This is a genomic window from Gilvimarinus sp. DA14, assembly GCF_024204685.1.
Classification (GTDB): domain Bacteria; phylum Pseudomonadota; class Gammaproteobacteria; order Pseudomonadales; family Cellvibrionaceae; genus Gilvimarinus.
In genome coordinates, this window is the sequence record NZ_CP100350.1 from 751,849 (window position 1) to 777,280 (window position 25,432).

The window sequence follows — 25,432 nt, forward strand, 5'->3', positions numbered from 1 at the left end:
TGACAAATTGAAAGATCGCTTAAGAGACCTGTAGCAGGCGTGCTGAACTTTCAGATTGTTCTTGTACTGTCTTCATCAGCTTGACTTGAAGCTCATACTGACGCGACAAACTTAAAATTTCGGTAAATGCTTCCACGGCATTTACATTGCTGCCCTCCAGCGCGCCGCTGATGACTTGAACATCCGCGTCGGCTTGCAACACCGGAACCTCACCATGGCGAAACAAACCATCGGCAAACTTTTCCATTTGCGCCGGATCCGGGTTAACCAGCTTAAGCCTATCGACCTCTACCAGCGTTTCCGGGCCTTCACCCTGAGCGACAATTGACAAGGTGCCATCGTTACCGATGGAGACTTTTTCAACCGGAGGCAGTGCAATTGGGCCGTTGTTGCCGTACACCAACAAACCATTACCGGTACGTAGCAAACCGTTGGCATCCAGCTGTAAATCGCCCGCGCGAGTGTAGGCTTCGCCACCGTCTGGGCTTTGCACCGCGAGAAAGCCATTGCCGTTAATCGCGACATCCAGGTCCCGCCCTGTTTGCTTGAGCGGGCCTTGGTCAAAATTCGTTGCTGGTGATTCACTCAGGGCGTAGGCGCGAGTGGGATGACCATCACCGTAATAGACCGACATAGAGCGGGCCTGGGCAAAATCGGCTCGGAAGCCGGTGGTATTCACATTGGCCATATTATTGGCGTGATTGGCCTGGGCTTTCATGTTGTGCTTGGCCCCGGTCATGGCAATGTAGAGCGCTTTGTCCATGGTTGACTCCGCTGGTTTTTTGTCGCTTTGACTAACAAAAGTGTGTTCTGAAGGGGATACAGCAAGCGCTGTGCCAGCGCGCAAAAACAGGCGGATAAATATTTTTATTCAAATAAAATCAGACAGTTACTGAAAGCCCCAACAGACTAACAACAACACAAGAAATGAATACCGATACTTCAGTAGGAAGGAAATGGCAGCGGCGGCAAAGGGCTTCCGCCCCATTGCCGCCTGCTGCAAATTAACGCAGGTTGATAATTGTTTGAGTGGTCTGGTTTGCCGTTTCAATGGTTTTAGCGCTCGCCTGGAAATTGCGCTGTGCAATAATCAGGTTAACCAACTGAGAAGACAGATCCACATTCGACTCTTCCAGAGCTCCCGAGTTGATACTGCCCAAAGAAGCAGAACCCGGCGTGCCGATAATCGCTTCACCCGTATCGGCGCTTTGCGCCCACATGGTATCGCCCACCGGCTTTAGCGCTTCAACATTGTTGAAGTTGGCAAGCGCCACCTGCCCCAGCACCTGAGCCTCACCATTGGTAAAGCGGGCAAAAATAATTCCCGAATCATTAACGTCCAGACCCGACAACCGACCGGTGGTGTAGCCGTTTTGATCCAACTGCTCTACCGCAAATTCAGCGCCGAATTGCGTCGAGCCGGCCAAATCAATCACGAAGTTAGAGCTTGAAGGGGGCTCGGGCACGGGCACGGTACCACCCTGCAACACATTTAAGGGACCAAAGGCGCCGATTTCATTGCCATCTTCATCCAGCGGGGTCCAGTTTGAAATCAGCATACTATCGGTCAAAGATTCGTTTAATGAGCCGTCCTGATTGAAATGGACATTAAACGACGCCCTTGTTGGCAGAGTGTTTTCCGGTGGCGGTAAGGTTGGATCTGGATCCCCAACCTCTTGCCCATCAACTTGTACATACATTACCCAGTGGTTGGGCGATGTGCTGGCATCGGCCGGATCGTAGGGTTGTTTGACAAAATACTGAGTCATCACATGGGGGTTACCCATGCTGTCAAAAATTGTATTGGAGGTTGCATGGTTGTAGGTAGACTGGTCATTTGGATCAAACTGATTCACCGGAACCTCAGTAAACGAGGTGGGTGCAAACGGAGAAAACAGGTTGCCGATCGCCGGGTTACTGCCGGCAATTTCGTAGCCCTCATCCATCAACACCGAAATTTGGCCACCAACAACAATGGTTTGCTCGTCATCACCCGGCGCAGCTGGCGCGGTTAAGGTTTGCGATGAGCCGGCGCCGTCACTACCATCCACGGTAATACTCTCGGCCCCCGGGGCGACAAAGTCGTAATCAAAGGCAAACTTTAAATCGGTACCTACAGACGAGGTGATAACAAGATTACCCGCGGTGTTTACCTCTGCCGTGACGCCGGGCAGAGTCGAGGTAGAGAGCTCGTTAATCTCATTGGCAAGTTCGGGCAAAGTAAGTGACGAAAGTGCCACCCCGTTGAGCTGCAAATTGCCATTGGGGTTATTAAAGCCCGCTTGCTGCACGATCGCTTGGGTAGTGGCGGTGGCGGTAATACCGGGCAGCGCATTCAGCTCTGAGGCTGTTTGTGCGGCCGACGCACCAGCCTCGGAGGTGAAGGTTACGCTGGAGTCATCTGGCCCGGAAATTTCAAGCTGCTGCGACAAGTAACCATTATCCGCCGCTGGCTCCCCCTGCACACCATTGGCCGTTGAGTTGCCCGCACTAAAGTTACCACTGGCTGTGGCAATGGTTATGGTGCTCGCCACGCCTTCGGAAATATCCTGAATTTCAACATCCGTACCATTTAACACAGCCTGAACATTGACTGCGCCGCTGGAGAATATCGCATTGTTAATGGCATCAACCAATTCTTGTTCGTTATCGACGACCTGTCCGTCGAGATTCACCGTAACAGTGCCATTGGTGGATGCCGGTAGCGAATCTGCCAGGGTAATATCAAAGGTATCGGCCGGGCCAAAGGTCACCGGATAGGTAAAGCTCGTGGTATCCGCCACCGGCATAGATGTGGTCTTTTCATCTTTCAAGCCCACTTGCGACACGCCCACTGCAGGCCCATCGGTTTCGAAGCTCAGCCCAACGGTTTCCAACACCTGCTGATTCGCATTCAGGTTTAAAGACGCATCCACACCCGTTGTTTGGCGCGGCGCCTGGGTGCTTACATCCACCTGCAAATCACTGAGAATACCGCTGATATTGCCGTCGTCATCGGCGGCATAGCCCTGCAGGTTAAAGCCGGTGTTGGTCACGACAAAACCGTCTTTATCCAAACCAAAAGCGCCAGAGCGGGTAAACAACTGATCACCGCCGTTATCAACGACGAAAAAGCCACCGCCGTTAACCGCCAAATCCAGCTGATTATCGGTAAAGTTCAAATTGCCCTGACTAAACTGCTGGCGAATATTCTGTACCGTTACCCCGGCACCTGGTGTATTCGAGGTGCTGCCCAGCAGCGAGCTGGCGTAGACATCGCCGAACTCGACCCGAGAGGTTTTAAACCCCGTGGTGCTGGCGTTTGCAATATTATTGCCCGTGACTTCTAAGTCTGTATTGGCGGCACGAATACCGCTTAGCGCTGTGTTAAATGGCATGGTTTTGCTTCTCCCGTATTAGGAACACCACAGATTTTAATTAGTTAAATTGCGTTACTTGGCCGATATCCACGGCGCCCACCCCGGCGAGGTTAAGAATAATTTCGCCGTTCGTACCCAGAGTTACACTATTGACATTGGCGCTTAGTGAGGTCGCCAGCTGCTCGGTTTGGCCATCGACATTGGCGTTGACCTCAAAGCGGTAATCACCTGCCGAAGCGGCCTCCTCTCCCATGCTCCAATCCAGCAGCTCACCGTTCACCTCCATGTACTGACCATCCCAGCGGAACACCAGCTCACCGGCGGGCTGCGACCCCAGAGGGACCTGCCCCACCAGGGAACCGCCCTCGTCGTAAATATTGACCCGTAAATCCGAGGTAGACTGCTCCAGATCGACCGAACCGGCCACGATGCCGCCTGGCATCAGCTGTGTGGTTTCAGTTGGCACGGACACAGATGTGCCCACCAGACTGGAAGCCTGCAATGCCTGGTTCGACATAAAGCTGCCGCTAAAGGCCTCGAACTGACTGTTGAGTTTTTCCAGGCCTTCCACGGAACTAAACTGAGCCAGCTGGGCGATAAACTCACTGTTTTCCTGCGGGTTCAGCGGGTCCTGATTGTTCATTTGGGTAATCATGAGCTCAAGAAAGGCCGATTGCCCCAGCTCGTTGGTTTTGGTTTCGGGCTCTTTCTCTTTAATACTCAAATTACTGAGAATATTGGCCGCCGCACTGCCATCATTGTTGACTGTGGTCATTAGCGTTTCCTCACTGCCCCATGGTCAGAACGCGCTGGGCCATTTGCCGGGCGGCGTTCATCACCTCGACATTCACCTGAAAAGAACGCGAGGCCGAGATCATGTTGGTCATTTCTTCAACCACATTAACGTTGGGATAAAACACATACCCCTCTTCGTCGGCGAGTGGATGATTAGGCTCGTAGCGCTGCTCGTAGGGCGCATCACTTTCAACCACACCCATCACCTGCACCCCGGCACTAGCGCGCTGGTCAGCGCCGTCAATGGCGAGCCCTTGGCTCATGGCATCGCGAGCCAAGGCCGCAAATACAGGCTGCCTGGAGCGGTACACATCGCCGGCACTGGAAGCCGCCGACTGTGCGTTGGCCAGATTACTGGCAGTGGTATTAAGACGCAGACTCTGTGCATTCATGCCGCTGCCGGCCACATCAAAAATATTCGCGAGTGACATATAAGCCTCCTGTTATTGGCCGGTAAGGGCTTTGCTCAGCCCTTTGAACTTTTTGTTCAGCATCATAAAGCTGGCCTGAAAATCTAAAGCGTTTTTCATAAATTCAGCGTGTTCCACCTGGTCTTCCACGGTGTTGCCATCGATGGAGGGCTGCTGGGGAGTGCGATACAACAGGTGTTGGCTGGAAGGCGAACCGTTATTGAGCTGCAGGTGTCCCTCGGCGGTCTGCGCCATAGACACCGTGCGTGAGCCGCCGGTGTGCTCGGCCAGCACTGATTTAAAATCAAAATCGCGCGCTTTGAAGCCGGGGGTGTCTGCATTAGCCAGGTTATTCGCCAACACCTCGGCACGACGCGCTCTGAGCGCCAGTGCCGGTTCGTGAATGCCTAAGGCCTGCTGAAAGGAGATTGCCATTGCCGCACCTGTTAAAAAATAAGTTCTGAGGAACCTATAGCACAGGCTGTGCCAGCAACAACAAAACCACTCAAGATATTGATTTATATATGTTTTTTAAATTTTCAAATGGTGACCTGGAGCAAAGCGGGAGAGGCGGGCACGGCAAAGCGGTAAGCAGTTGCCGCTTTGCCGATTGAGAGAACTACAGTGCGCGATAGAGGATTCCGGGCTCGCAACGAACCATCTCAAACAAATGCCCAAGCTGCCCTACCCCCTCTGAAGATCCCAAAAAAAGTACCCCGCCAGGTTTGAGGCTGGCGTGGATTTTCTGCAGAATTTTGGCTTTCAGCTCGGCGTTAAAGTAAATCAGGACATTGCGGCAAAACACTACGTCAAACCGACCGAGTGCGGCGTAGGAATCGAGCAAATTTAACGGTCGAAACTCGATCTTGTCTCGCAAAATGGGCTTGACCCGCCAGCGACTGGCATCGACAGCGTCGAAAAACATATCCCGGCGCTCCGGCGATAAACCTCTCATCACGGATAATCGGTCATATTCGCCCAGGCGCGCCTGCTGCAAAACAATCGAAGAAAGGTCAGTCGCGACAATTTGCACCGGTCGGCTCAGGGTGCCCATGGCTTTGCGCTTGTACTCTTCGACCGTCATGCTCAAAGAGTAAGGCTCCTGGCCAGAAGAACAGGCTGCCGACCAAATACGCACAGGCCCGTACATGCGATTAGCCGGCGCCATTAGCTCCGGCAATAACTTGTTTTTTAAATGCTCAAAAGGATAGGTATCGCGAAACCAAAACGTCTCGTTAGTGGTCATCACATCGATAACCTGATCACGCAGACTGCGATTCGAATTGCGTTTTAACTCGGTGATAAGCTCGCCGAAGCTGTGCAGCCCGTGCTCCTCCAGCAACCGTCGTACCCGGTTGGTGACCAGGTATTGCTTATTTTCTCCCAGCGCAATGCCACAGGCATCCTGCAAAAACTGGCGGAAGTGATCAAACTCCGCCTGCTCCATTTGCTGCTCAGAACCTCGGAACTGGCTACTCATAAACGACCCTGCCTGACACGTTCGCCTAGCGAACGTTTTAGATGAACTAAAGCGTCTAATTCGCTGATTTTACTCACTTTCAGACAAAAGATCTTCACCGGTAATAGCCAGTACCCGATCGTTGACTCGCTTGGCCAATTCATCCGGGTGAAACTTGGCCAGAAAATCGTCCGCCCCTACCTTTTTCACCATGGCGGCATTAAATACACCGCTTAAGGACGTGTGCAATATAATGAACATATCCTTCAACTGGGGGTTTGCTCGCACTTCGGCGGTGAATGTATAACCATCCATCTCCGGCATTTCAATATCTGAGATAATCATAATCAGCTCATTGAGCGGGTCCTTGCCATCCTCCAGCAGTGAATGCAAAAACTCAATCGCCTCCCGGCCGTCTTTCTTCACGGTGGTGGCTATACCCATGGATTCCACCACCCGCTGAATTTGTTTTCGGGCAATGGTGGAGTCGTCCACGATCAAAATCTGCTTCTTGACTACGCGCTCACTCAGGCCATCTTCCACCACCCCGGCGCTGATCGTTTCGCTGATGGGCGAAACCTCGGCGAGGATTTTTTCAACATCGACAATTTCCACCAGCTTGTCATCTACTTCTGTCACCGCGGTCAAGTAGTGCTCTTTACCTGCCCCCTGCGGCGGCGGGTGGATGTCACCCCAGTTCATATTGACGATGCGCTCGACGCCGCGAACTAAAAAGCCCTGCGAAGTCCGGTTGTATTCGGTGATAATCACAAAGCAGTTTTCGATATCTTCCAACGGCTTGCGACCGATCGCGAGGTTCATATCCAAAATCGGAATAGTGCCGCCGCGAATATGCGCAACGCCGCGCACAACACCACTGCGCCCCGGTATTTCATTCAGCTTGGGGCACTGTAATACCTCTTTTACCTTGAAGACATTGATGCCGTAGAGTTGCTGGCCCGAGAGCCGGAACAACAACAGCTCCAGCCGGTTTTGCCCCACCAATTGGGTTCTTTGATTGACGCTATCTAGTACACCAGCCATACGGACCTCATTATTACGCTAAAGAATGGGGGCCACCCTCACTCAATTATTATCGGTTCAGCTGTCGCTGCCAGTTTAGGTTTAAGACTTTCGTCTGCAGGCACAAACCTTGCTAATTCAACCGTATTAACCAGTTATCGGCTGAAATTTGACGGAGTTTAGCTGTTATTAAAGCATCGCGCCGTCTTTATTAGGATAGGACACTATGACGCTGGTACGAAATTTTTGCGCCATTATCTTGCTGGTCGTCACCGCAGGCAGCGTCAAGTCGCTACAGGCCGCTGAGCATCATGACTTAAGCGCCCTGCTAAAACAGGCGCACAACTACCTGCAGCGGCATTATGGCGAGCACTCCGAGCGAGTCGAAATCGACGTTGCGGCGCTGGACAGACGCCTAAAACTGGCCAATTGCTCGCAACCCATAGATTTCGAGGTGCGCGATTTAACCGGCGACGGCGGCTCTGTTAGTGTCCTGGCACGCTGCGACGGCCAGGCCCCATGGAAAATTTATCTGGGAGCCCAGGTGGATATTTACCGCCAAATTCTCGTCGCTCGCCGAGGAATGGGGCGACAAGAGGTCATCAGCCAGAGCGATCTAGAAATAGTCATGATGCCGGGTTCCGATCTCAGGTCTGGCTACTTTACGGACAACCAGAGGTTGATTGGCAAACAGCTCAAGCGTCCTATAGAAGCCGGCGAACCCTTTCGCCCAGCGCTGGTTGAGGAGCCACTGGCGATCAACCGAGGCGATGTGGTCACTTTAGAGTCGGGCAGTGGCGCCATTAGTGTCGCCACACAGGCCGAGGCCCTGTCGAGTGGCCGCATCGGTGAGCAGATTCGGGTGCGTAATTTGAGCTCAGAGCGTATCATTCGCGCCCATATCGTCTCGCAAGGGCGGGTCGCGGCCAACTTTTAGCCATAAAGTGGGCAGTGGTGCACAAAAAAGTTATTAATCGCACTAAAGTTATCGAGACCCCCGCCGATAGCGGATAAGCGAGACGTGCAACTGCCGTCTCGTGACATAAGTTTCGGTCATGTAATTAATGTAAGGTTGGGAAAATTATGGCTATCGATACCAGTAACACCGTAAAGCCGGGCAGCACACTTACCCAAAGGGGCAGTGGCACCTCAAACACGGCAAACCGCAGCGACGCGGGCAACCGTGCAACTCAAAGTCCGGAAAGGAGTTCGGAGAGCGTGGTGTTAAGCTCCGAGGCCCAGAGCCTGAATAAACTTGAAGCAGCAATTGGCAGTGCATCCGAGGTTAACAGCGACAAAGTATCCGCTGTTAAACAGGCGATTGCCGAGGGCCGCTTCGAAATTAACGCTGAGCGCCTGGCCGAAGCCATGCTGGCGCAAGACGACCTGCTCGGCTAACACTAAAAGCCTGGATTGAGGTGGCCCCAACCTACCTCACTCCTCGCCCGAGGTATAACTTATGTCAGTCAATCCCCAACTTGTGCGGGAAATGCTCGCACGCGACCAACAAGCTGCTGAGCAACTGTTAACTCTATTACAGCAAGAGTCAGAAATCCTTAAGCAGCGTGATCATGAGGCGCTCGCTACGTTGGTAGAAGCCAAATCGGAATACATCAATATTCTCGAGGCGCATGCCGGCGAACGAACCGCGCTACTGAAAAGCTTATCGCTACCTGCCGACAGTAACGGCTGGTTAAGCTATATGCAAAATCAAACTGAATTAACACCTATGATTTCCGCTTGGGAAGAGCTCCAGCAAACACTGGCGCACTGCAAAAAGCGCAATGAGATCAATGGTAAGTTGATTGGCCGCTCGCAGCAGACCCTTAAACGCTTAGTCAATTTAATCAAAGGTAAAACGGAATCCAGCGAGCTGTACAACGCCAAAGGCGGCACCACTAATAGCTCTTTGTCCAATACTGTTGTCAAAGCCTGACCATATGTTGGGGCATGGCGTTAACGGGCAATTTTTTTTACAATAGCGCCCCGTTGTTTGAGGCGCACAAAATGCCCTTAGCCAATATGCCCCGGTAGCTCAGTTGGATAGAGCAGCCGCCTCCTAAGCGGCAGGTCGGACGTTCAAATCGTCTCCGGGGCGCCACTTTTAAGGCGCCTATGAACCTAATTCTGCTATTACCCGAAGATTTACGCTCAGAAAACATCGCCGAGATTCGTGATGCGCGGCGCATCGAACATATCACCCGTATACAAAAGGCGCGTATCGGCGACAGTTTAAAAGTTGGTTTACTGGGCGGCCATATCGGCAGCGGGATTATCACCAAGCTCAGCACAGAAGCCATCACCTTGGCCATTGAGCTAAACCAAGCGCCCCCTTGCGCGGCAAAAATACGCGTTATCCTCGGGCTTCCCCGCCCCCCGATGCTCAAACGCAGCCTGCAAAATATGGCCGCCTTGGGAATAAAAGATATCGTATTACTGCAAAGTGCACGGGTAGAGAAAAGCTACTGGCAGTCCCCGCAGTTAACACCACAGAAGTTAACCGAGGAGCTAATCCTGGGCCTGGAACAAAGCTGTGACACACAATTACCGCAAATAACCTTTGCCAAGCGGTTTCGTCCTTTTATAGAAGATCAGCTTGAAAACTATTGCGGTGAAGATAAAAAGCTGATCGCTCACCCCTATGTTGAGCACCCCTGCCCTTACCAGATACAAGAACCTCTGGTTTTAGCCATTGGGCCAGAGGGTGGCTTTCTCGATAAAGAACTGAATAGTTTTTGCCAAAGAGGCTTTCAGGGGGTTACTCTGGGGCCACGCATACTGCGTGTGGAAACAGCCATTCCGTATTTGCTTGGGCGCTTGAGCTAAGCCTTATCCGCAAGGAACGACTCAAACCGATCTTTTCCCACCGCAGGGCTGAAATAAAAGCCCTGATAACAGTGACAGCCATAATCGCGCAGAATATCGAGCTGCTCTAACTGCTCAACCCCTTCTGCTACAATTTCGAGCTCCAACAAGCGCCCCATGGTAATAATGGTTTCGACCAGCACTCGATCACTGTGATCAACGATAATATCGCGGATAAAACTCTTATCAATTTTTAGTGTTGCTACAGGCAAGCGCTTTAAGTAACTAATAGACGAATACCCGGTGCCGAAATCATCCAAGGAAAAGCTTACCCCGTGGGCTTGTAAGCGGGTCATAGTGGCAATGGTTTCATCTACCTGCTGAATGACAATACCTTCGGTTACCTCCATATCCAACACATCGAAGGGCAAGTGGTATTTATCCAATGTTTGTATAACATCATCGGCAAAGCGATCGCGACGAAATTGCCGTGGGCTGATATTAACACTAAGCCTCATACCTTCACGCCAAAGCCCCCGGTCAATCCAAGACTCTAAGTCGCTGCAGGCCTGCTCAATAACCCAATGTCCTACTTGTAAAATCAAACCGGACGTTTCCAGCACTGGAATAAACTCCAGCGGGGAAACATTTCCCTTTTCCGGATGATGCCAGCGCAAGAGAGCCTCAGCGCCAACCACATTGCCAGTAACTACATCAATTTTAGGCTGATAATGCAGGGCAAACTGACGGTCCTCGAGCGCGCGATGTAAATCGCCCTCCAGCACCAATTGACGACTAACCTTATGCGCCATTTCTTCGTTAAAGAACTCAATCGCATCGCGCCCAGTCTCTTTCACTTGATACATAGCAGTATCTGCATAGCGAAGTAATTCGTGCACACTGTTGTTTTTATCGGGATAGATAACCACCCCAACACTGCAAGTTACACGTAACTCCATATCCTCGTGTAGATACGGAACACAGATTAAAGAGCGTATTTTTTCGCTGATTTCACCAGCCTTTAACGCAGCTGTGTCAATATTTTGATCCAGTACAGTCAGAACTACCACAAATTCGTCACCGCTGAGACGGGCGACCAGATCTTCCTCTCGTACCGAGGACTGCAGCCGGCGAGACACCTCTTGCAACATCCTGTCACCTACCGGGTGTCCCAATGAATCGTTGATATTTTTGAACTTATCTAGGTCAATAAACAGTACCGCACCATAATACCCATGACGTTGAGCCCGCTTTGCTTCGTGCTCGAGCCTTTCAACCAATTGCAGCCGGTTCGGCAGGCCGGTAAGTGCGTCGTGATGGGCCATGTACTCCATTTTGGCCTGCGCATTCTTTCGCTCTGTTACATCAACCGAGACCACCAAGCTGACTTTCTCGTCGTAGTAATCCAGCGGCATCATGTGAGTTTGCAAATACAGTTGAGAGCCGTCTGCACCGACAAAGCTCTCTTCAATGACATCGACCTCCTCAGCGTCACGAATAACGCGCAAATCATTAGCGAGAATAGTGTCTACGTCCAGGACGGAATCTTTTAGTAACTGCCGCACATGCACGTTGCGCATTTGCTCCGGGGTATAACCCAGGGTATCTGCCAGCGCTTTATTGGCGAACAGATAGTACCCCTCGATATTTCGCGCACCAATAAGCACCGGTAGGCTATCGACGATTTGCCTGAGATGCTCCTCACTTTTGCGCAGCGCCAACTCGACCGCCCGTCGCTTGGCAAGAGACAATTCAACCACATCCAATAACTGGTTACTGCTACTGATCACCGTACCCAGCTCATCGCGGCGGTGTGCCTTTAAGGGGGTTAGTCTTCTGACACCGGGCTGGTCTGGATCGATTGAATTAATCTCTTGGGATAGGCGCACCAAAGGCTTGGTAAGAATAAAGTAAAAGGCAATAAACAGAAGCACCACGAACAGAAAATTGCGCAGTATACCCACTAGCAGGTTCACTTCAGAGCGGCGGTAAAAACTCGCTAAGGCAAGGCTTTTATCAACCCGAAAAATGATTTCACCCGCGCCCTGAAGGCCATAGCCGGGGACCTTGAGCTGAGAGGCGTAGGTAAAATCCTCTCCAGCGACAACAGTGCTAAGCCAGCTGACATCTTCGTGGGAGTGTTCTCGGCGCACTTCGGCAAGGATGTTACCGCGCTCGTCTTTTACTACCACCTCGTCAATAAACTGGTAGGTCAACAGGCCGTTGACCACTTCAAGGGCGAGATCGTTATCCAAAGTATGCACGGCGCGAGCGGCTGGAGGGGTGGCAACTTCGACCACATGATCGATAAGTTGCTCCAACTCGCGAGATTGAGCTTTGTAATCGATATACACCTGCAGTGAGCTAATCACAAAGCTCACCACAAAAGCCAAAATAATGCCGATCTTAGCCAGTTGAAATGATATGCCTTCGAAAAATGAAGGCGAATTATCTTTCATTATTGTGCTCAATCCTCAGATGGCGCCGTCGATTTCCAAGCTTGGGTCACTGCGCGGGCAACAACAGGGTGCACAATCCTCCCCTGCTCAATATTTATACCTGCCCGCAGCTGGGGATGCGACAATCCCGTTTGCGCCAAAATCTTTACCAGCGGAAGTGTCGCATGGCACAGCGCTATTGTCGACGTTCGCGCCACGGCACTAGGAATATTAGCGACGCAATAATGCAACACGCCGTCCACTTCATAGACTGGCCGAGTGTGTGTGGTCGGCTGAGACGTTGCAAAGCAACCGCCCTGATCAATGGCCACATCCACCAGCACACTGCCCGGGCGCATCCGCGCAACCTGCTTTCGACTGAGCAATTGCGGTGCCCTATCCCCCGGCAAGAGCACAGCACCAATACACATATCACTTTGCGCCGCCAGCTCTGCGACGCGCGCGGGTGCTGCATACTCTAAAGATACTCTGCCGGCAAAAAGCTCATCAAGCTGCCGCAAGCGTGCCAGCGAAGTGTCCAAAACACTGACCCTGGCGCCCAAGCCCAGCGCCACGCGCGCCGCCTGGGTACCCACAATACCTCCACCGATAACGGTCACCTGCGCGGCTGGCACTCCGCCCACTTGACCCAGGAGTATGCCGCGCCCGCCTTGGGGCTTTTCCAGATAATGCGCCCCGGCCTGAGCCGCCAGACGCCCGGCAATCTCAGACATAGGTGTCAGCAGTGGCAGGTGCCCAGCTTCATCGGCGACGGTTTCGTAACCAATGGCGGTGACACCAATATCGCATAGCCTGCGCGCCAAGTCAGGGGAAGCGGCCAAATGGAGAAAGGTAAACAATTTATGGGAGGGTTTGAGCAGTCTGCACTCGTGCGCCTGGGGCTCTTTTACTTTAACAATCAGCTCGGCTGCGGTGAACACTTCACCTGCCTCGGATACCACTTGCGCACCCAACTCAGCGTACTCGGCATCGCTAAAGCCACTGGCCTCACCCGCTGATGCCTGCACAAATATGCTGTGCCCCGCAGCAATCAGTTCAGCCGCCGCAGCCGGCGTCAGGGCAACCCGATACTCTTCGCTTTTAATCTCAAGGGGTACACCAATTCGCACTACAACCTCCTGAAGTTATGGATCATCGGCTCAAGGCAGCCTGAGCGATATACCTTCAGTATAGAGGTGTTATATCTCCATGGCGTTAATAAACGCTGGCCCCGCATAGGGCTTTCCCTGGCCGGAGTCTGCCGTGTCAGGCTGAGTCTGCTGAGGGGACAAGCCTGCAAAGTCAAACAGATTGCGATCGGCCAATTGCGACGGCGCGACATTACAAATGGCGGTAAAAATAGTTTCAACCCGACCCGGATGTGATTTTTCCCAATCGCCCAGCATTTGCTTGATCACCTGGCGCTGTAAATTCTCCTGCGACCCACACAAATTGCAGGGAATAATCGGAAAGTCACGGGCTTCGGCAAAGGCCGCTAAATCTTTTTCTTTACAGTAGGCCAAGGGTCGAATCAGCACATTGCGGCCGTTATCGGCCAACAATTTAGGGGGCATAGCCTTCAATTTACCGCCGTAAAACATGTTCAAAAATAACGTTTCGATAATGTCGTCGCGGTGGTGGCCAAGAGCGATCTTATTGGCCCCAATTTCATCGGCAAAACTGTAAAGCGTGCCACGGCGCAGTCGCGAGCAGAGACCACATGTGGTTTTTCCCTCTGGTACAACTTCTTTGACGATGCTGTAGGTATCTTTTTCCACGATGTGATAATCAATACCAATAGCATCCAGGTATTGAGGAAGCACATGTTCAGGAAAGCCCGGCTGCTTTTGGTCCATATTGACCGCCACCAGCTCAAAATTTACCGGTGCGGTTTTCTGCAGACTGAGTAAAATATCGAGCATGCCATAGGAGTCCTTGCCACCCGACAGGCACACCATTATTTTGTCGCCCTCTTCAATCATATTGAAGTCAGCAATGGCCGAGCCCACCTGCCGTCGCAGGCGCTTTTGCAACTTGTTAAATTCCAGCCGCTCTTTGCGCGTTGCCGCTTCAGATGCCGTGTCGCTCATGCAATGCTTTCCAACCTGTCTTGAATTCGGGGCGCCATTGTACGGATTTTACCCAGAGGATGGAATTGTCTTTGCCGCCGGGCGGCACCAGTTTGCCGGATAAGCGTCCAGCGTTTTACCCGAATTGCGTGCAGCCCAGGCGGTGCGTGGCCGACAGCCCAATGGCACAGCCTTTGCTCTGGCGGTATTAACCCGCTAATTCATCATCTGAGACGCACCTATGTCACTGCTTAGTCGCCTATTCAGTAAAAAGAGCGAACTTCCCAAACCGCAAACGTCCAGCGCGAGCAGTCCCCCACCCTGCTCTTTGCAAGCACTAGCGCAGCTAGAGCTCTGGTACAGTAAGCGCCAGTTTATCGGAGTAAAAATTCCGGGCATCGAAACCAGCTACCAAAGCATGGTGTTGGCGGTGGACAAAGCGCGCGGGCTGATCTGGCTGGATGAGTTGAATCCGAACAACTTGAGCGCAAACGTAGCCGAGAAACTGATAATAGAACAACGCCATGGGGACGAGATCATCAGCATGACCCTGGAACGGCTGGACACGGCCGCGCCGCGCCGGGAGATTGCCTGTTTATTACCGCACGAAATACACTACCGCCCGCGTCGCAGCTGGGAAAGATTCACCCTGCCGGGCGAGCCGCTAAAAGCAAAAGTGCGCAGCGTCGGCAGCGAACCGCAAACAGTGAACATTATCAACTTATCTGGCGGGGGGATGCGCCTGGCGCTGCCAGGCAATCATCTTGGCTCATTACATCGCGAAGCCTTCTTGCCCCTTTGCGAATTTCAATTAGGCAAGCTACATATAAGTACGCAGGCGCACGTAAAATCGGCGCGGGTTGTCACCACCCCATACCGTCACACTCAAGTGAGCGTGGCATTTGCCGATATTCCGCTAAGCACACAAAGAGCGCTGGCAAGCCAATTACAGCGCCTGTCTGATCTATATCGCAGCAGCGAAAGATCAGCAGCCTAACTGCAACACTAAGGGAAAAACCATGCGTAACAATGGGCCGGTCACTCAAAAAGAAGTTCCAGTAAAACCCGGCGAAGAAATCGTCTCTGCCACCGACTTAAACAGTAAAATCGTTTACTGCAACGACACCTTTTGCACAATAAGCGGTTTTGAAGAATCCGAGCTAATCGGCCAGCCACATAATATTCTGCGCCACCCAGATATGCCCAGCGACGCCTTTGCCATGCTCTGGGGGGCCTTAAAGCAGGGCAATGCCTGGATGGGGCTAGTAAAAAACCGCTGTAAAAATGGCGATCATTACTGGGTCGACGCCTATGTCACTCCGGTGGGCGAAGGTGGAAAAACCACAGGTTATGAATCAGTGCGGGTACGCGCTGATTCCACGCTGGTGCAAAGAGCTGAGCAATGCTACAGCCGCTTGCGACAAGGTAAATCTTACTGCTCTGCAGCGGTTAAAATCTGGCAGCGCAGCCAAGTGGCCGTGGCGACTTTTGTGGTGGCACTGCTACTGCTCACCGCTATCGGTTTTCTCAGTGGCACCGGCCTATCAATCACGGCGCTCACGGTAAGCGCCGCAGCACTAGCGCTATGCGCCCATTTGGGGGCAGGTTTGCTGCTTAAAGTGCCGCTTAACCGCGCTCGCGAAACCCACAGTGATCCACTCGCCGCTTTTATCTATACCGGCAGAGCCGATGCCATTGGGGAAATCATGCTGGCCAATATCGCCCAACGCGCCAGGCTTCGCACTGCGCTGGGCCGCTTTGAATCCTCTGCCGGAGACGTTGCCAGACATGCCAAGGAAGCCCGTCAGCAAGCCGAGCAAACCTTCTCTCATATCGACGAACAGCGCCAGCAAACGGCCAATGTCGCTCATGCCATGAGCCAGATGAGCCTTGCAGTACAAGAAGTAGCCTCTGGGGCCACGCAAACTTCCAGCGCTACCCGCGAGGCGTTAAAAGAGGTAGAGCGCGGCCGCACTGTAATTGTCAGCGCCGGGGCCGCCATTGGCGACTTATCTAATACTGTGGGCGGATTAAGTGAGGTACTGAACCGTTTAATCGAGCGCAGCCGCAACATCGGCTCTGTGGTGGATGTGATTCGGGGTATTGCCGAGCAAACCAACCTGTTAGCGCTCAATGCGGCGATCGAGGCCGCCCGAGCTGGAGAACAGGGGCGCGGCTTCGCCGTAGTGGCCGATGAGGTACGCACCCTGGCTCAGCGCACCCAACAATCGACTGAAGATATCCAGGGAATGATCGCAGAACTCACCCAGACCACCACTCTCGCCGATGACCAGATGCAGGACTGCCATTCCCATGTGGAGCGCAGCAACACTGAAATGGAGAAAATCACCCAGGCCCTGCAGTCAATTGCCGGAGCCGTGGAGACCATCGATCAGATGTCCCATCAAATTGCCGCGGCGGCGGAACAGCAGTCAGCCAGCGCCAGCGATATTGATCGAAATACCCGCAATATCACTGATATTGCGGAATCGGCGCAATCGCAAATCCAAGAAGCGGATCGCCTTAACCAAGCGGTTGCCACATTAACGCAAAACCAGTTTGAGTTAGTGAAACGGTTCCAATAGTACACTGGACATAAACGACTAAGCCTTTTAGCCTTGGGCGCCTCTGACACGCAAAGGCGCCCGACTGATCGATTGGGCTAAAAGTTATGCATTTATCCAACGAACAAGTACTCGAGCTGGACCGCGAACATGTCTGGCACCCATATTCATCATTTTTAAATCCGACTCCGACCTTCGCCGTAAAGCGCGCCGAAGGCGTGAGGCTGTATTTGCATGACGGCCGCACGCTGATTGACGGCATGTCCTCCTGGTGGAGCGTATTGCATGGCTACAATCATCCGCGCCTTAATCGCGCCCTTAACGAGCAGGCCGAGGCCATGAGCCATGTGATGTTCGGAGGTCTGACCCACGAGCCCGCGGTGCGGCTGTGCGAAAAGCTGGTTAAACACTCCCCTGCCGGCTTAAACAAGGTCTTTTTATCGGACTCCGGCTCGGTGAGCGTCGAGGTGGCTATGAAAATGGCCCTGCAATATTGGCATTCAGCGGGACAACCGCAAAAGCATCGTTTTATTGCACTGAAAAATGCCTATCACGGCGATACCTTCGGCGCGATGAGCGTGTGCGATCCGGTGACCGGAATGCATCATTTATTCGCCGAAAACCTGATGCAGCAGTATTTTGCCGAGCGCCCTCAGGCGCGCTTTGGCGAGACGCTGCAACCTCAGGATATAGCCAGTATTCAGCACTTGCTTGAGAACAAAAAAGATGTGGCCGCGGTGATTGTTGAACCCATTGTTCAAGGGGCGGGCGGCATGTGGATGTACAGTGCCGACTACCTCAAGGCGCTGCGCGAGTTGTGCGATAAACACGATGTGCTGCTCATAGCCGACGAAATCGCCACCGGCTTCGGCCGCACCGGCAAGTTGTTTGCCTGTGAGCACGCTGATATCAGCCCCGACATTCTCTGCCTGGGCAAAACCTTGACCGGCGGCTATATGACCCTAGCGGCGACTCTGTGCAACGATAAGGTCAGTGAGGGTATTTGCCGCGGCGAGGCTGGAGTGTTTATGCACGGCCCAACGTTTATGGGCAACCCGCTGGCCTGTGCAGTGGCCTGCGAGAGCATCGATATGCTGCTGGAAAACGATTGGCAAGCCAATATAAAGCGCCTCGAAACACAGCTGAAGATAGAATTGGATGCCTGCCGCAAGCTCAAAGCAGTGGCAGATGTACGGGTGCTGGGAGGGATAGGCGTGGTAGAGCTACACAAGGCTCAAGCACTGGAGCAACTGCAACCGGCCTTTGTGGAACAGGGAATCTGGGTCAGGCCTTTCGGCAAACTGGTGTACATCATGCCGCCCTACTGCATCAGCGAGGCGGACCTGACCACGCTGACACAGGGTATTTACCGGGTCGTTAGTAAACTCAAATCATAGGCTTTAAACCAACGGCGCGGCGCACCTTTTCTAACAAAGGTGCGCTGTGCTCACGAGCTTTGGCAGCGCCGGCCTGAAGTATCTCTTCGATGTCTGCAGGACGCTCCATCAAGTCGAAATACTTTTCTCTCGCCTCGCCTATTTGACCGTTAATCAGCTCGAAAAGCTCTCGCTTGGCCTCACCCCAGGCAATGCCCTGGGCGAATTTATCGCGCATTTCAGCCACTTGAGTGTCACTGGCGAAAGCCTCCCAAATTTGGAATACCGTTGAGGTATCCGGGTCTTTCGCCTCGCCCGGCTCAAGCAAATTGGTTTTAATTTTATTGATGTGCTTTTTCAGCTGTTTTTCTGTTAAAAACAGAGGAATGGTGTTGTTGTAGCTCTTGCTCATTTTGCGGCCATCAAGGCCATTCAAGGTGGCCACTTTATCATCTACCACCGCCTCGGGCAGCGCAAAGTGTTCACCGTAATGATGATTGAAACGAGCCGCAATATCGCGTGCCATCTCGATATGTTGAATCTGGTCTTTGCCCACAGGAACTTTATTGGCGTTGAACATTAAAATATCCGCCGCCATTAACACCGGGTAATTGTACAAACCCATAGTAATGCCATAGTCTGGATCTTCGCCCGCCTCTTCGTTAGCAGCCACTGCCGCTTTGTAAGCATGGGCGCGATTCATCAGGCCTTTGGCCGCCATGCAAGTGAGAAACCAGCACAACTCAGTAATTTCAGGCACATCTGACTGACGATAAAAAACCGCTTTGTCGGTATTTAAGCCCAGCGCAAGCCAGGTCGCCGCAATTTCCCGACGCGACTGTTCTACACGCTCCGGATCATGGCATTTGATCAATGCATGGTAATCGGCGAGAAAATAAAACGACTCAAAGGACGGGTCTTCACTGGCGGCAATCGCTGGGCGAATGGCCCCCACATAGTTACCCAGGTGCGGCGTCCCTGTGGTGGTGATACCGGTCAGTACTCGTTGCTTGCTCATCAGACTCTCTTCGTTGGTTCAAAAGCGGGGGCCTATAATACAGACCCTTTGCCGGTATGTGTAGCAAGGTCGGTCAGCAGACTGCGATATACCGGAGCAAGCCTTGACCAGCTCAAGTCTGAAACGTCAGGCGCATGCCGCAGGGGGTTGCCATCCGCCGTCTGCTGCAGCTGCACGAGCAACTTATCGGCAAGACTCCGGGCGTCTGTATTTAGATCGCCGGTGACGTTGTAACAGTAATCCAGGTCGAAAAATTCTGGATAGACCTGGCGCCTGGGCAGCACCGGCACACAGCCCGCCGCAACGGCTTCCAATACCGACAGGCCCTGAAAGTCATGGTCCGCCGTTGATAAGACCCATTGGCAGCTCTGTAACAGCGCGCGATATCCTGCCAAGTCCTCCATATAGCCCCACTGGCCCAACGCCCCGGTCTCTTGCAGTAACAACTTTATTTTTGCAAAAGCCGGGGGCGCGGTGCGAAATCTCTGCCCCACCACATGCAAGGTAAAAGGCAGATGACCACCATAATGTTTTTGCAAAAGCTTTAAGGCAGCCAAGAGTAAATCCGGGTTTTTATCGTATTCCCAGCGATGATTCCACACCATTTGCGGTTTTTCGTTTTGCCCCCCGACTTTGTCATGGTAAAGCTCCGTTTCGAGGGGGACGGGAATCACCCGTGATTTTTTCGCAAGCTCTAGCTCCAGTCCCTGGGGAACCAAATCAGGCAATTTTGCCATTAGTTGCTTCACTCCGAATAAAAAGCTGCTGCGGTTAAATTCAGTGTTAAATACTACACGGTCAGCGCAAACCGCCGCATAAAGCGTCACAATTTGCGGCTCGACGCTAGGCGTTTGATTTTCGTTCGGGGGATAAGCGAACTGGTTCTCGTGGAAGTACACTAGTGTAGGCAAACCTGCCAGCGCAGGCACCATGCCGCGCAAACTGGATAAGTCCACCATGGACGTCACTAATAATACATCGTACTGAGCCTCAAGCGAGTCGCGGTAGAGCGTTGCCAGGGAAAGACTGTTGCCGCGAATACGCCAACTAAAATAGCGTGGCGGCAGAGCAATATGGGTAAACGCTATATCCGGCAAGGCGACCTCCAGCCCTTGCCGCCAGCGCTTGTGGCTAGCGGCGTCGTAACCGGATATGACTAGTACCCTCACCGGCCAGCGAAACGACCGGGAGCTTGCGGCCTGGCAAAATACTGCCGCGCGACTTTGTACAAGGCGTGTGCATCCTCGGTACCGGCCAGCTCGCGGGTTGAGTGCATTGCAAAAGTCGGAACACCTACATCCAATGTCTTAACACCAACTTCAGCTGAGGTAATCGGTCCGATCGTACTACCGCATTCCATGTCCGTACGTGAAACGAAGCTCTGCACCCCGACCTCGGCCTCTGAACACAGCATCTTAAAAAGGGCACTGGTTTCACTGGTGGTAGCGTAACGCTGGTTGGCATTAATTTTAATCACCGGCCCACGGTTTAACACCGGGCCATGCTCGGCGTCGTGTTTCTGCGCAAAGTTAGGATGAACACCGTGGGCGTTGTCGGCAGAAATCATCATAGAAGCATCCAGAGCGCGCAGGCGATCGCTGGTATTTGGCACCAACCGCTGAAGAAATTGTTCCAGCATTGGACCTTTCGCGCCGCAGGCCGAGGCGCTGCCGATTTCCTCATGATCCGTACACACCAAGAGGCTACTCTGCTCATCACCTGCGTCTAACAGCGCTTCAAGACCAACATAACAGCTGAGCAAGTTGTCCAGCCTGGCACTGGCGATAAATTCTTTGCGCAGACCAACAACAGCGGGAGCTTGTGTGTCATACAAACACAATTCGAAGTCGAGAATCTCTCGGGCATCAATATCGGGATACTGAGACTGAAGTTGCGCCAGCAATAATGCTGCAAAAGTGAACTGATCGGGATTGTCATCGGCAAGCATCAGTATTGGGCGGATATCGGTTTGCGCATTAATGCTGCGATTGCGGTTGGCTTCACGATCCAGGTGAATCGCAAGACTTGGCACCATGGCAATAGGCGCCTTGAAATCAACCAAACGGCTCTCGGGCGAGTCGCTGGCGGAGCGAAAGCTTACCCGCCCGGCAATGGACAGATCGCGGTCAAACCAGGTCGCCAACAAAGCACCGCCATACACTTCGACGCCTAACTGATAATAACCGGAGCTGATAATCCGGGCATTGGGCTTGACCTTTAAACAGGGGCTATCAGTATGAGCGCCAAACATTCTAATTCCCGCATCCACCAGCGGCTCACGACCGTGAATAAACGCGATCAAAGAAGAATCATTGCGAATCACATAGTACCGGCCACCAGGCTCTAACGACCAATGCTCTGACTCTTTCAGCTCACTGAAACCGGCATCACGCAATTTTTTAGCCATAGACGCGGCTGCATGAAACGGCGTTGGCGAAGCGCTAACAAAGTCAATTAACCCTTGATTGAATACAGTGGTGTCTTGCTCATTCATAACGTATCTCGATGGTAGGAACGGTAAACCGGCTCTAGGAGCGAATGCGCTCGCGTTTTTTCCAGGAAACAGTATCTCTGACATATTTCGGCTGCACTGTTAGAGCATCTTGCATCTGGCCTTCACGCCAGCGCTGAATAGCGAGCTCTACCACGGCCGCAGCCCGAGGTAAGGCATCGCTGTCGTAGCGAGCGGCGCAAGCCTGCAGAGGCTGCAGCTTCCATCCGCCCCCAGCTCCCAATATAGGCTCGCCCAGCTCTGGTAAAGCAGCGGCAACCTGAGAAGGATCTGTCGCGGCAGGCGGGCTAAGTTCAGTCAATCTATCTGGGTCAGCCCGCCTGTAAAGCCCCCAGTAGACTTCTCCCATACGGGCATCCAATGCCGGCAAAACAACATTGGCATCGGGATTGTCCAGAAGCGCCTGCCAAGCCAACGCTTCCAGAGTACAAACCGCAATCACGGGCTTGTCGCAGGCGAATGCCAATCCCTGAATAACCCCCATACCAATACGTAAACCGGTAAATGATCCGGGGCCAGCACCAATTGCCAGTGCATCAATTTGCTGCAACGTGATGCCGGCCTGCTCCAGTAGCTCGTCAATCATAGGCAGGGCGCGCTGAGTGTGGCTTTGCGCAGCCAACTCAAAGTTCTCGCGCACCTGGCCATCGTGCCACAGAGCTACAGAACAGGCATCGCCCGACGTATCTAATGCGAGAAGTTTAGTCATAGGGGTTTCCAGTTCGAAAACGCCTATTTTGACAGATCGCGCAATTGTCACCAAGCTCGGGGAAGGGTTCGAGAAAGAAAAAGCCCCTACAATGCAGGGGCTTGGAGGGTAAAACTATGCTTTTTTGGCAGGGCGTCCACGGCGCGCTGTGGTTTTGCGTTTAGCCGGAGCCTTGCGAGTTTTGGCTTTAGCTTTAGCCGCCTCTTTACGCTCGATGGCACGCATCTTGGCCTTCGCCTTTTTTTCCGCAGCCTTTGCCTTCGCCTGCAACTTGCGCGAAGCGGTTTTTACTTTTTGTGCATCCGCTTTCGCCCGGGCCTTCAACCACTTGGCCTCAAATGCAGCTTTTGCCTTTTCCAAATCACTGCTGGCGCGACTAGACAAGCGCTCTTCCAATTCTGTCAATTTCGCTTTGCTTGCGGCTTCAAGAGAACGCACCGCCGCCAGACTTTTCTCTTTTGCCAGACGCGCTTTCTGTTCAGCTAAATTGGCACGCAAGGTTCTGGCTTTTTCATTCGCTTTGGTAACGCCATTTGCGGCCGTTTTAGCTGCACGCTTATCAACAGCTTTACCACTTTTTGCCGCTTTTGTTTTTGCAGCCTGTGCTTTCTTACGCGCCGCATCAAGCTTTTTCTTGTGCTCATCGAGCTGCGCTTGTGCCTTATCAACAGCAGTTTGGATTTTTGCTACAGCTGGATCAACTGACGTTGACGCTGCGCGCTTAGGGGATTTTCGGGTTACGGATTTACGTTTTGCCGGCGCTTTGCGCGCTGCTTTTTTCGCAACTCTGGCCATTTTCTATCTCCTAATATGTTTTTGCTTTGTCGCACCTGTGAATGCACAGCACATTTAACGCTGCAGGAGCATTGTAAATATATTTAAAAAATACTCAAATTGCACGTTTCTCAGGCAAAACTGTAGTTATTTTTAAGTTTTTTCAATAAAAGTGAGAAATAACGACTTAGTCCCGTGGAAAAATTGGCTCACAATAAATTCCAGATAATAAAAAAGGCCCTGCGGGCCTTTTTTATTATCTGGAATTTATCAAGCTATCGAATGTAGTCAATCGCTTAACACCGAGAATAATTGTGTGCGAATGGCATCGACGCTGCCAACACCTGCTACGCGGGTAAACTTGGGCGCAGTATCTGGATTTTTCGCCTCAAGCTGCTGATAAAAATCTACCAGTGGTTTTGTCTGTTCATGATAAACCGCCAGACGCTTACGTACAGTTTCCTCTTTGTCGTCTTCACGCTGTACTAACTCTTCGCCGGTTTCGTCATCAAGGCCTGGGGTTTTAGGTGGATTATGCTCTATGTGATATACACGGCCAGAAGCCTCGTGCACGCGACGACCGCTTAAGCGACTAACAATCTCTTCATCGGCCACGTCAATTTCAATTACATGGTCAATATCAATGCCCGCTTCGAGCAAGGCTTCAGCTTGAGGGATGGTACGAGGGAAACCATCAAACAAAAAACCTTTGACGCAATCATCGGCTGCGATACGCTCTTTAACCAAAGCGATGATCAGATCATCTGGCACCAGGCCGCCGGCCGCCATTATATCTTTTGCCTGCACACCCAAAGGGGTACCCGCCTTTACCGCAGCACGCAACATGTCCCCGGTAGAAATTTGCGGAATGCCGAACTTGTCCATAATCATTTTTGCCTGCGTGCCCTTCCCTGCACCCGGCGCCCCCAGTAAGATGACCTTCATACGTCTGCCACTCCTCAGTATTATTTGCAGCAATTGCCGCCGTGTAGCGGACAGTGTGCACGCAATTCTTGCTGTATAGAAAAAAGGCGATACGATACACGGCTGCCAACACAATCACAAGAAGACGCTCCGGGTGGCGGATAAACCATTGTTTTACAAATACTTTTATTCTATATTCAAAGTACACAGGCCCAGTCGAGCGGGCAAATTCAGTAATATTGGCGAGGTATAAACCATGGATATAAAGCCCGGAGAACTACTGACTTACTGGGAGAAAACCGCCAGTGGCGAATTGACCAGCAACGACTACAGCATCAAGTTGCCGGTAGAGGTAGCGGCCAAGCTCGAAGCGCTGGCGAAAATGTATCCTAAAAAGACCCGGGAACAGCTCATAGCCGACTTAATTGCCAGCGCTCTTTACGAGCTGGAAGCTTCAATGCCTTATATAAAAGGCAGTAAAGTCGTGGCTCATGATGAATTTGGTGACGAAATCTACGAAGACGCAGGCCCCACCTCTCGCTTCCTGCAGCTGAGCAGTGAACAACTCAAAGTATTAAAAAGCTAGATATTAAAAAAGCGCAGCTGCTCAGCTGCGCTTTTTTAGTTCTGGTCAGCGGTCATTCTAAATTAGGCATCCATGTCGGCGTACTGCTCAGCTTCCTGGTAGATAATTTCATCCACAATCTGCGCCGGGCTTTTGTCGCGACAGTCGATGGTGATATCGGCATACTTTTCATATAGAGGTACTCGCTCGGCGTACACCTCAGCAAAATTCTGCTCAGCTGGCTTTGCCAGGCCGCGGGTACTCATATTGTGGATACGCTCGACCAATTCTTGCTCGGGCAGCTGCAAATATACGATTTGACCCAATGACTTAAGCAGCGCCATGGCGGCATCACTGTAGACCGCGCTGCCGCCAGTGGCCACCACATGCTGGTCGCAACTAAGCTGCAATAATGTCGCCTCTTCCAGCTCCCGCAAATGCAAATAACCTGCTTCGTAGACGATATCCTGCAGGGTCTTGCCCGCGTGCGTCTGAATCAGTAAATCCGTATCGACAAACTCACGGGCCAACTCCTTTGCCAATAAAACGCCTATGGTGCTTTTCCCAGCACCCGGCATACCAATAAGAATAATACTGTCACTGCGCTTCACGTTGTGCTCCTGTATAGGCCA

General features: G+C 52.3%; 25 protein-coding genes and 1 tRNA gene. 9 read left to right on the forward strand and 17 right to left on the reverse strand.

Translation table 11 applies throughout. The features are described from left to right. Nucleotides 1–19: 19 nt before the first annotated feature. The 7 genes from flgF to NHM04_RS03185 all read right to left on the reverse strand — a co-directional run bounded on the left by flgF (nt 20) and on the right by NHM04_RS03185 (nt 7,067). Nucleotides 20–763 (reverse strand): flagellar basal-body rod protein FlgF, encoded by a 744-nt coding sequence (flgF, locus tag NHM04_RS03155; RefSeq protein WP_254265602.1) that lies wholly within the window; start codon nt 761–763, stop codon nt 20–22. A 241-nt stretch (nt 764–1,004) separates the two neighbouring features. Next, nucleotides 1,005–3,377, reverse strand: a complete 2,373-nt coding sequence (locus NHM04_RS03160) for a flagellar hook-basal body complex protein (RefSeq protein WP_254265603.1) — start codon at nt 3,375–3,377, stop codon at nt 1,005–1,007. A gap of 40 nt (nt 3,378–3,417) precedes the next feature. Continuing rightward, nucleotides 3,418–4,134, reverse strand: a complete 717-nt coding sequence (locus tag NHM04_RS03165) for a flagellar hook assembly protein FlgD (RefSeq protein ID WP_254265604.1) — start codon at nt 4,132–4,134, stop codon at nt 3,418–3,420. 10 nt (nt 4,135–4,144) lie between these two features. Next, nucleotides 4,145–4,585, reverse strand: a complete 441-nt coding sequence (gene flgC, locus NHM04_RS03170) for a flagellar basal body rod protein FlgC (RefSeq protein ID WP_254265605.1) — start codon at nt 4,583–4,585, stop codon at nt 4,145–4,147. 12 nt (nt 4,586–4,597) lie between these two features. Then, entirely contained in the window at nt 4,598–4,999 is a 402-nt protein-coding gene (gene flgB / locus NHM04_RS03175) for a flagellar basal body rod protein FlgB (protein WP_254265606.1), read from the reverse strand. Between the two features lie 184 nt (nt 5,000–5,183). Beyond that, nucleotides 5,184–6,044: a protein-glutamate O-methyltransferase CheR gene (locus NHM04_RS03180; RefSeq protein ID WP_254265607.1), complete on the reverse strand. Its 861-nt coding sequence runs from the start codon at nt 6,042–6,044 to the stop codon at nt 5,184–5,186. 69 nt (nt 6,045–6,113) lie between these two features. Then, entirely contained in the window at nt 6,114–7,067 is a 954-nt protein-coding gene (locus NHM04_RS03185) for a chemotaxis protein CheV (RefSeq protein ID WP_254265608.1), read from the reverse strand. Nucleotides 7,068–7,272: 205 nt separating this feature from the next. Here NHM04_RS03185 and flgA point away from each other — a divergent pair, with 205 nt between their 5' ends. From flgA to NHM04_RS03210, 5 genes are all read left to right on the forward strand, one after another. After that, complete coding sequence (gene flgA / locus NHM04_RS03190; protein WP_254265609.1) at nt 7,273–7,983, forward strand: flagellar basal body P-ring formation chaperone FlgA; 711 nt, start codon at nt 7,273–7,275, stop codon at nt 7,981–7,983. A 146-nt stretch (nt 7,984–8,129) separates the two neighbouring features. Next, nucleotides 8,130–8,444, forward strand: a complete 315-nt coding sequence (flgM, locus tag NHM04_RS03195; protein WP_254265610.1) for a flagellar biosynthesis anti-sigma factor FlgM — start codon at nt 8,130–8,132, stop codon at nt 8,442–8,444. Nucleotides 8,445–8,505: 61 nt separating this feature from the next. Next, nucleotides 8,506–8,982 carry a flagella synthesis protein FlgN gene (locus tag NHM04_RS03200; protein ID WP_254265611.1) on the forward strand — a complete coding sequence of 159 codons (477 nt, stop codon included), beginning with the start codon at nt 8,506–8,508 and terminating at the stop codon, nt 8,980–8,982. Nucleotides 8,983–9,070: 88 nt separating this feature from the next. Continuing rightward, nucleotides 9,071–9,147: transfer RNA gene (locus tag NHM04_RS03205), tRNA-Arg, on the forward strand. 14 nt (nt 9,148–9,161) lie between these two features. Beyond that, the gene (locus NHM04_RS03210; protein WP_254265612.1) at nt 9,162–9,872 is read left to right on the forward strand and encodes a 16S rRNA (uracil(1498)-N(3))-methyltransferase; all 711 of its coding nucleotides are present in this window, start codon (nt 9,162–9,164) and stop codon (nt 9,870–9,872) included. Here the strand turns inward: NHM04_RS03210 and NHM04_RS03215 are convergent. The 3 genes from NHM04_RS03215 to ttcA form a co-directional block, all read right to left on the reverse strand. After that, nucleotides 9,869–12,310: a bifunctional diguanylate cyclase/phosphodiesterase gene (locus NHM04_RS03215; protein WP_254265613.1), complete on the reverse strand. Its 2,442-nt coding sequence runs from the start codon at nt 12,308–12,310 to the stop codon at nt 9,869–9,871. The two genes, NHM04_RS03210 and NHM04_RS03215, sit on opposite strands and share 4 nt — an antisense overlap. A gap of 8 nt (nt 12,311–12,318) precedes the next feature. Then, on the reverse strand, nt 12,319–13,419 hold the full coding sequence (ald, locus tag NHM04_RS03220) for an alanine dehydrogenase (protein WP_254265614.1): 1,101 nt from the start codon (nt 13,417–13,419) through the stop codon (nt 12,319–12,321). A 69-nt stretch (nt 13,420–13,488) separates the two neighbouring features. Continuing rightward, a complete protein-coding gene (gene ttcA, locus NHM04_RS03225; protein WP_254265615.1) occupies nt 13,489–14,379 on the reverse strand; it encodes a tRNA 2-thiocytidine(32) synthetase TtcA in 891 nt (296 codons plus the stop codon). A gap of 220 nt (nt 14,380–14,599) precedes the next feature. Here ttcA and NHM04_RS03230 point away from each other — a divergent pair, with 220 nt between their 5' ends. The 3 genes from NHM04_RS03230 (at nt 14,600) to bioA (ending at nt 18,319) form a co-directional block, all read left to right on the forward strand. After that, nucleotides 14,600–15,355 carry a flagellar brake protein gene (locus tag NHM04_RS03230; protein ID WP_254265616.1) on the forward strand — a complete coding sequence of 252 codons (756 nt, stop codon included), beginning with the start codon at nt 14,600–14,602 and terminating at the stop codon, nt 15,353–15,355. A gap of 22 nt (nt 15,356–15,377) precedes the next feature. Further along, entirely contained in the window at nt 15,378–16,943 is a 1,566-nt protein-coding gene (locus NHM04_RS03235) for a PAS domain-containing methyl-accepting chemotaxis protein (protein WP_254265617.1), read from the forward strand. A gap of 86 nt (nt 16,944–17,029) precedes the next feature. Beyond that, nucleotides 17,030–18,319, forward strand: a complete 1,290-nt coding sequence (gene bioA, locus NHM04_RS03240) for an adenosylmethionine--8-amino-7-oxononanoate transaminase (RefSeq protein WP_254265618.1) — start codon at nt 17,030–17,032, stop codon at nt 18,317–18,319. Here bioA and NHM04_RS03245 read toward each other — a convergent pair. The 6 genes from NHM04_RS03245 to adk form a co-directional block, all read right to left on the reverse strand. Then, nucleotides 18,309–19,316 carry a tryptophan--tRNA ligase gene (locus NHM04_RS03245; RefSeq protein WP_254265619.1) on the reverse strand — a complete coding sequence of 336 codons (1,008 nt, stop codon included), beginning with the start codon at nt 19,314–19,316 and terminating at the stop codon, nt 18,309–18,311. The genes bioA and NHM04_RS03245 overlap by 11 nt on opposite strands. A 32-nt stretch (nt 19,317–19,348) precedes the next feature. After that, complete coding sequence (locus NHM04_RS03250; RefSeq protein WP_254265620.1) at nt 19,349–20,485, reverse strand: DUF3524 domain-containing protein; 1,137 nt, start codon at nt 20,483–20,485, stop codon at nt 19,349–19,351. Continuing rightward, complete coding sequence (locus NHM04_RS03255; protein WP_254265621.1) at nt 20,482–21,810, reverse strand: M18 family aminopeptidase; 1,329 nt, start codon at nt 21,808–21,810, stop codon at nt 20,482–20,484. Before NHM04_RS03255 ends, NHM04_RS03250 begins: the two co-directional genes overlap by 4 nt. A gap of 34 nt (nt 21,811–21,844) precedes the next feature. Then, nucleotides 21,845–22,537: a tRNA (adenosine(37)-N6)-threonylcarbamoyltransferase complex dimerization subunit type 1 TsaB gene (tsaB, locus tag NHM04_RS03260; RefSeq protein ID WP_254265622.1), complete on the reverse strand. Its 693-nt coding sequence runs from the start codon at nt 22,535–22,537 to the stop codon at nt 21,845–21,847. A 114-nt stretch (nt 22,538–22,651) separates the two neighbouring features. Next, on the reverse strand, nt 22,652–23,332 hold the full coding sequence (locus tag NHM04_RS03265; protein ID WP_254265623.1) for a hypothetical protein: 681 nt from the start codon (nt 23,330–23,332) through the stop codon (nt 22,652–22,654). Nucleotides 23,333–23,599: 267 nt separating this feature from the next. Then, nucleotides 23,600–24,256: an adenylate kinase gene (adk, locus tag NHM04_RS03270; protein ID WP_254265624.1), complete on the reverse strand. Its 657-nt coding sequence runs from the start codon at nt 24,254–24,256 to the stop codon at nt 23,600–23,602. Nucleotides 24,257–24,491: 235 nt separating this feature from the next. On the opposite strand from adk, the gene NHM04_RS03275 reads away from it, so the two are divergent. Then, nucleotides 24,492–24,821, forward strand: coding sequence for a type 1 pili tip component (locus NHM04_RS03275; RefSeq protein WP_254265625.1), 330 nt, complete (start codon nt 24,492–24,494; stop codon nt 24,819–24,821). Nucleotides 24,822–24,883: 62 nt separating this feature from the next. On the opposite strand, the gene NHM04_RS03280 is transcribed toward NHM04_RS03275, so the two are convergent. Then, nucleotides 24,884–25,411, reverse strand: coding sequence for a shikimate kinase (locus tag NHM04_RS03280; RefSeq protein ID WP_254265626.1), 528 nt, complete (start codon nt 25,409–25,411; stop codon nt 24,884–24,886). Nucleotides 25,412–25,432 lie beyond the last annotated feature (21 nt).

Bases quoted from the DNA above. Each gene is read 5' to 3' on its own strand.
- flgF (WP_254265602.1), bottom strand. From the start codon at position 763: ATGGACAAAGCGCTCTACATTGCCATGACCGGGGCCAAGCACAACATG.
- NHM04_RS03160 (WP_254265603.1), bottom strand. From the start codon at position 3,377: ATGCCATTTAACACAGCGCTAAGCGGTATTCGTGCCGCCAATACAGAC.
- NHM04_RS03165 (WP_254265604.1), bottom strand. From the start codon at position 4,134: ATGACCACAGTCAACAATGATGGCAGTGCGGCGGCCAATATTCTCAGT.
- flgC (WP_254265605.1), bottom strand. From the start codon at position 4,585: ATGTCACTCGCGAATATTTTTGATGTGGCCGGCAGCGGCATGAATGCA.
- flgB (WP_254265606.1), bottom strand. From the start codon at position 4,999: ATGGCAATCTCCTTTCAGCAGGCCTTAGGCATTCACGAACCGGCACTG.
- NHM04_RS03180 (WP_254265607.1), bottom strand. From the start codon at position 6,044: ATGAGTAGCCAGTTCCGAGGTTCTGAGCAGCAAATGGAGCAGGCGGAG.
- NHM04_RS03185 (WP_254265608.1), bottom strand. From the start codon at position 7,067: ATGGCTGGTGTACTAGATAGCGTCAATCAAAGAACCCAATTGGTGGGG.
- flgA (WP_254265609.1), top strand. From the start codon at position 7,273: ATGACGCTGGTACGAAATTTTTGCGCCATTATCTTGCTGGTCGTCACC.
- flgM (WP_254265610.1), top strand. From the start codon at position 8,130: ATGGCTATCGATACCAGTAACACCGTAAAGCCGGGCAGCACACTTACC.
- NHM04_RS03200 (WP_254265611.1), top strand. From the start codon at position 8,506: ATGTCAGTCAATCCCCAACTTGTGCGGGAAATGCTCGCACGCGACCAA.
- NHM04_RS03210 (WP_254265612.1), top strand. From the start codon at position 9,162: ATGAACCTAATTCTGCTATTACCCGAAGATTTACGCTCAGAAAACATC.
- NHM04_RS03215 (WP_254265613.1), bottom strand. From the start codon at position 12,310: ATGAAAGATAATTCGCCTTCATTTTTCGAAGGCATATCATTTCAACTG.
- ttcA (WP_254265615.1), bottom strand. From the start codon at position 14,379: ATGAGCGACACGGCATCTGAAGCGGCAACGCGCAAAGAGCGGCTGGAA.
- NHM04_RS03230 (WP_254265616.1), top strand. From the start codon at position 14,600: ATGTCACTGCTTAGTCGCCTATTCAGTAAAAAGAGCGAACTTCCCAAA.
- NHM04_RS03235 (WP_254265617.1), top strand. From the start codon at position 15,378: ATGCGTAACAATGGGCCGGTCACTCAAAAAGAAGTTCCAGTAAAACCC.
- bioA (WP_254265618.1), top strand. From the start codon at position 17,030: ATGCATTTATCCAACGAACAAGTACTCGAGCTGGACCGCGAACATGTC.
- NHM04_RS03245 (WP_254265619.1), bottom strand. From the start codon at position 19,316: ATGAGCAAGCAACGAGTACTGACCGGTATCACCACCACAGGGACGCCG.
- NHM04_RS03255 (WP_254265621.1), bottom strand. From the start codon at position 21,810: ATGAATGAGCAAGACACCACTGTATTCAATCAAGGGTTAATTGACTTT.
- tsaB (WP_254265622.1), bottom strand. From the start codon at position 22,537: ATGACTAAACTTCTCGCATTAGATACGTCGGGCGATGCCTGTTCTGTA.
- NHM04_RS03265 (WP_254265623.1), bottom strand. From the start codon at position 23,332: ATGGCCAGAGTTGCGAAAAAAGCAGCGCGCAAAGCGCCGGCAAAACGT.
- adk (WP_254265624.1), bottom strand. From the start codon at position 24,256: ATGAAGGTCATCTTACTGGGGGCGCCGGGTGCAGGGAAGGGCACGCAG.
- NHM04_RS03275 (WP_254265625.1), top strand. From the start codon at position 24,492: ATGGATATAAAGCCCGGAGAACTACTGACTTACTGGGAGAAAACCGCC.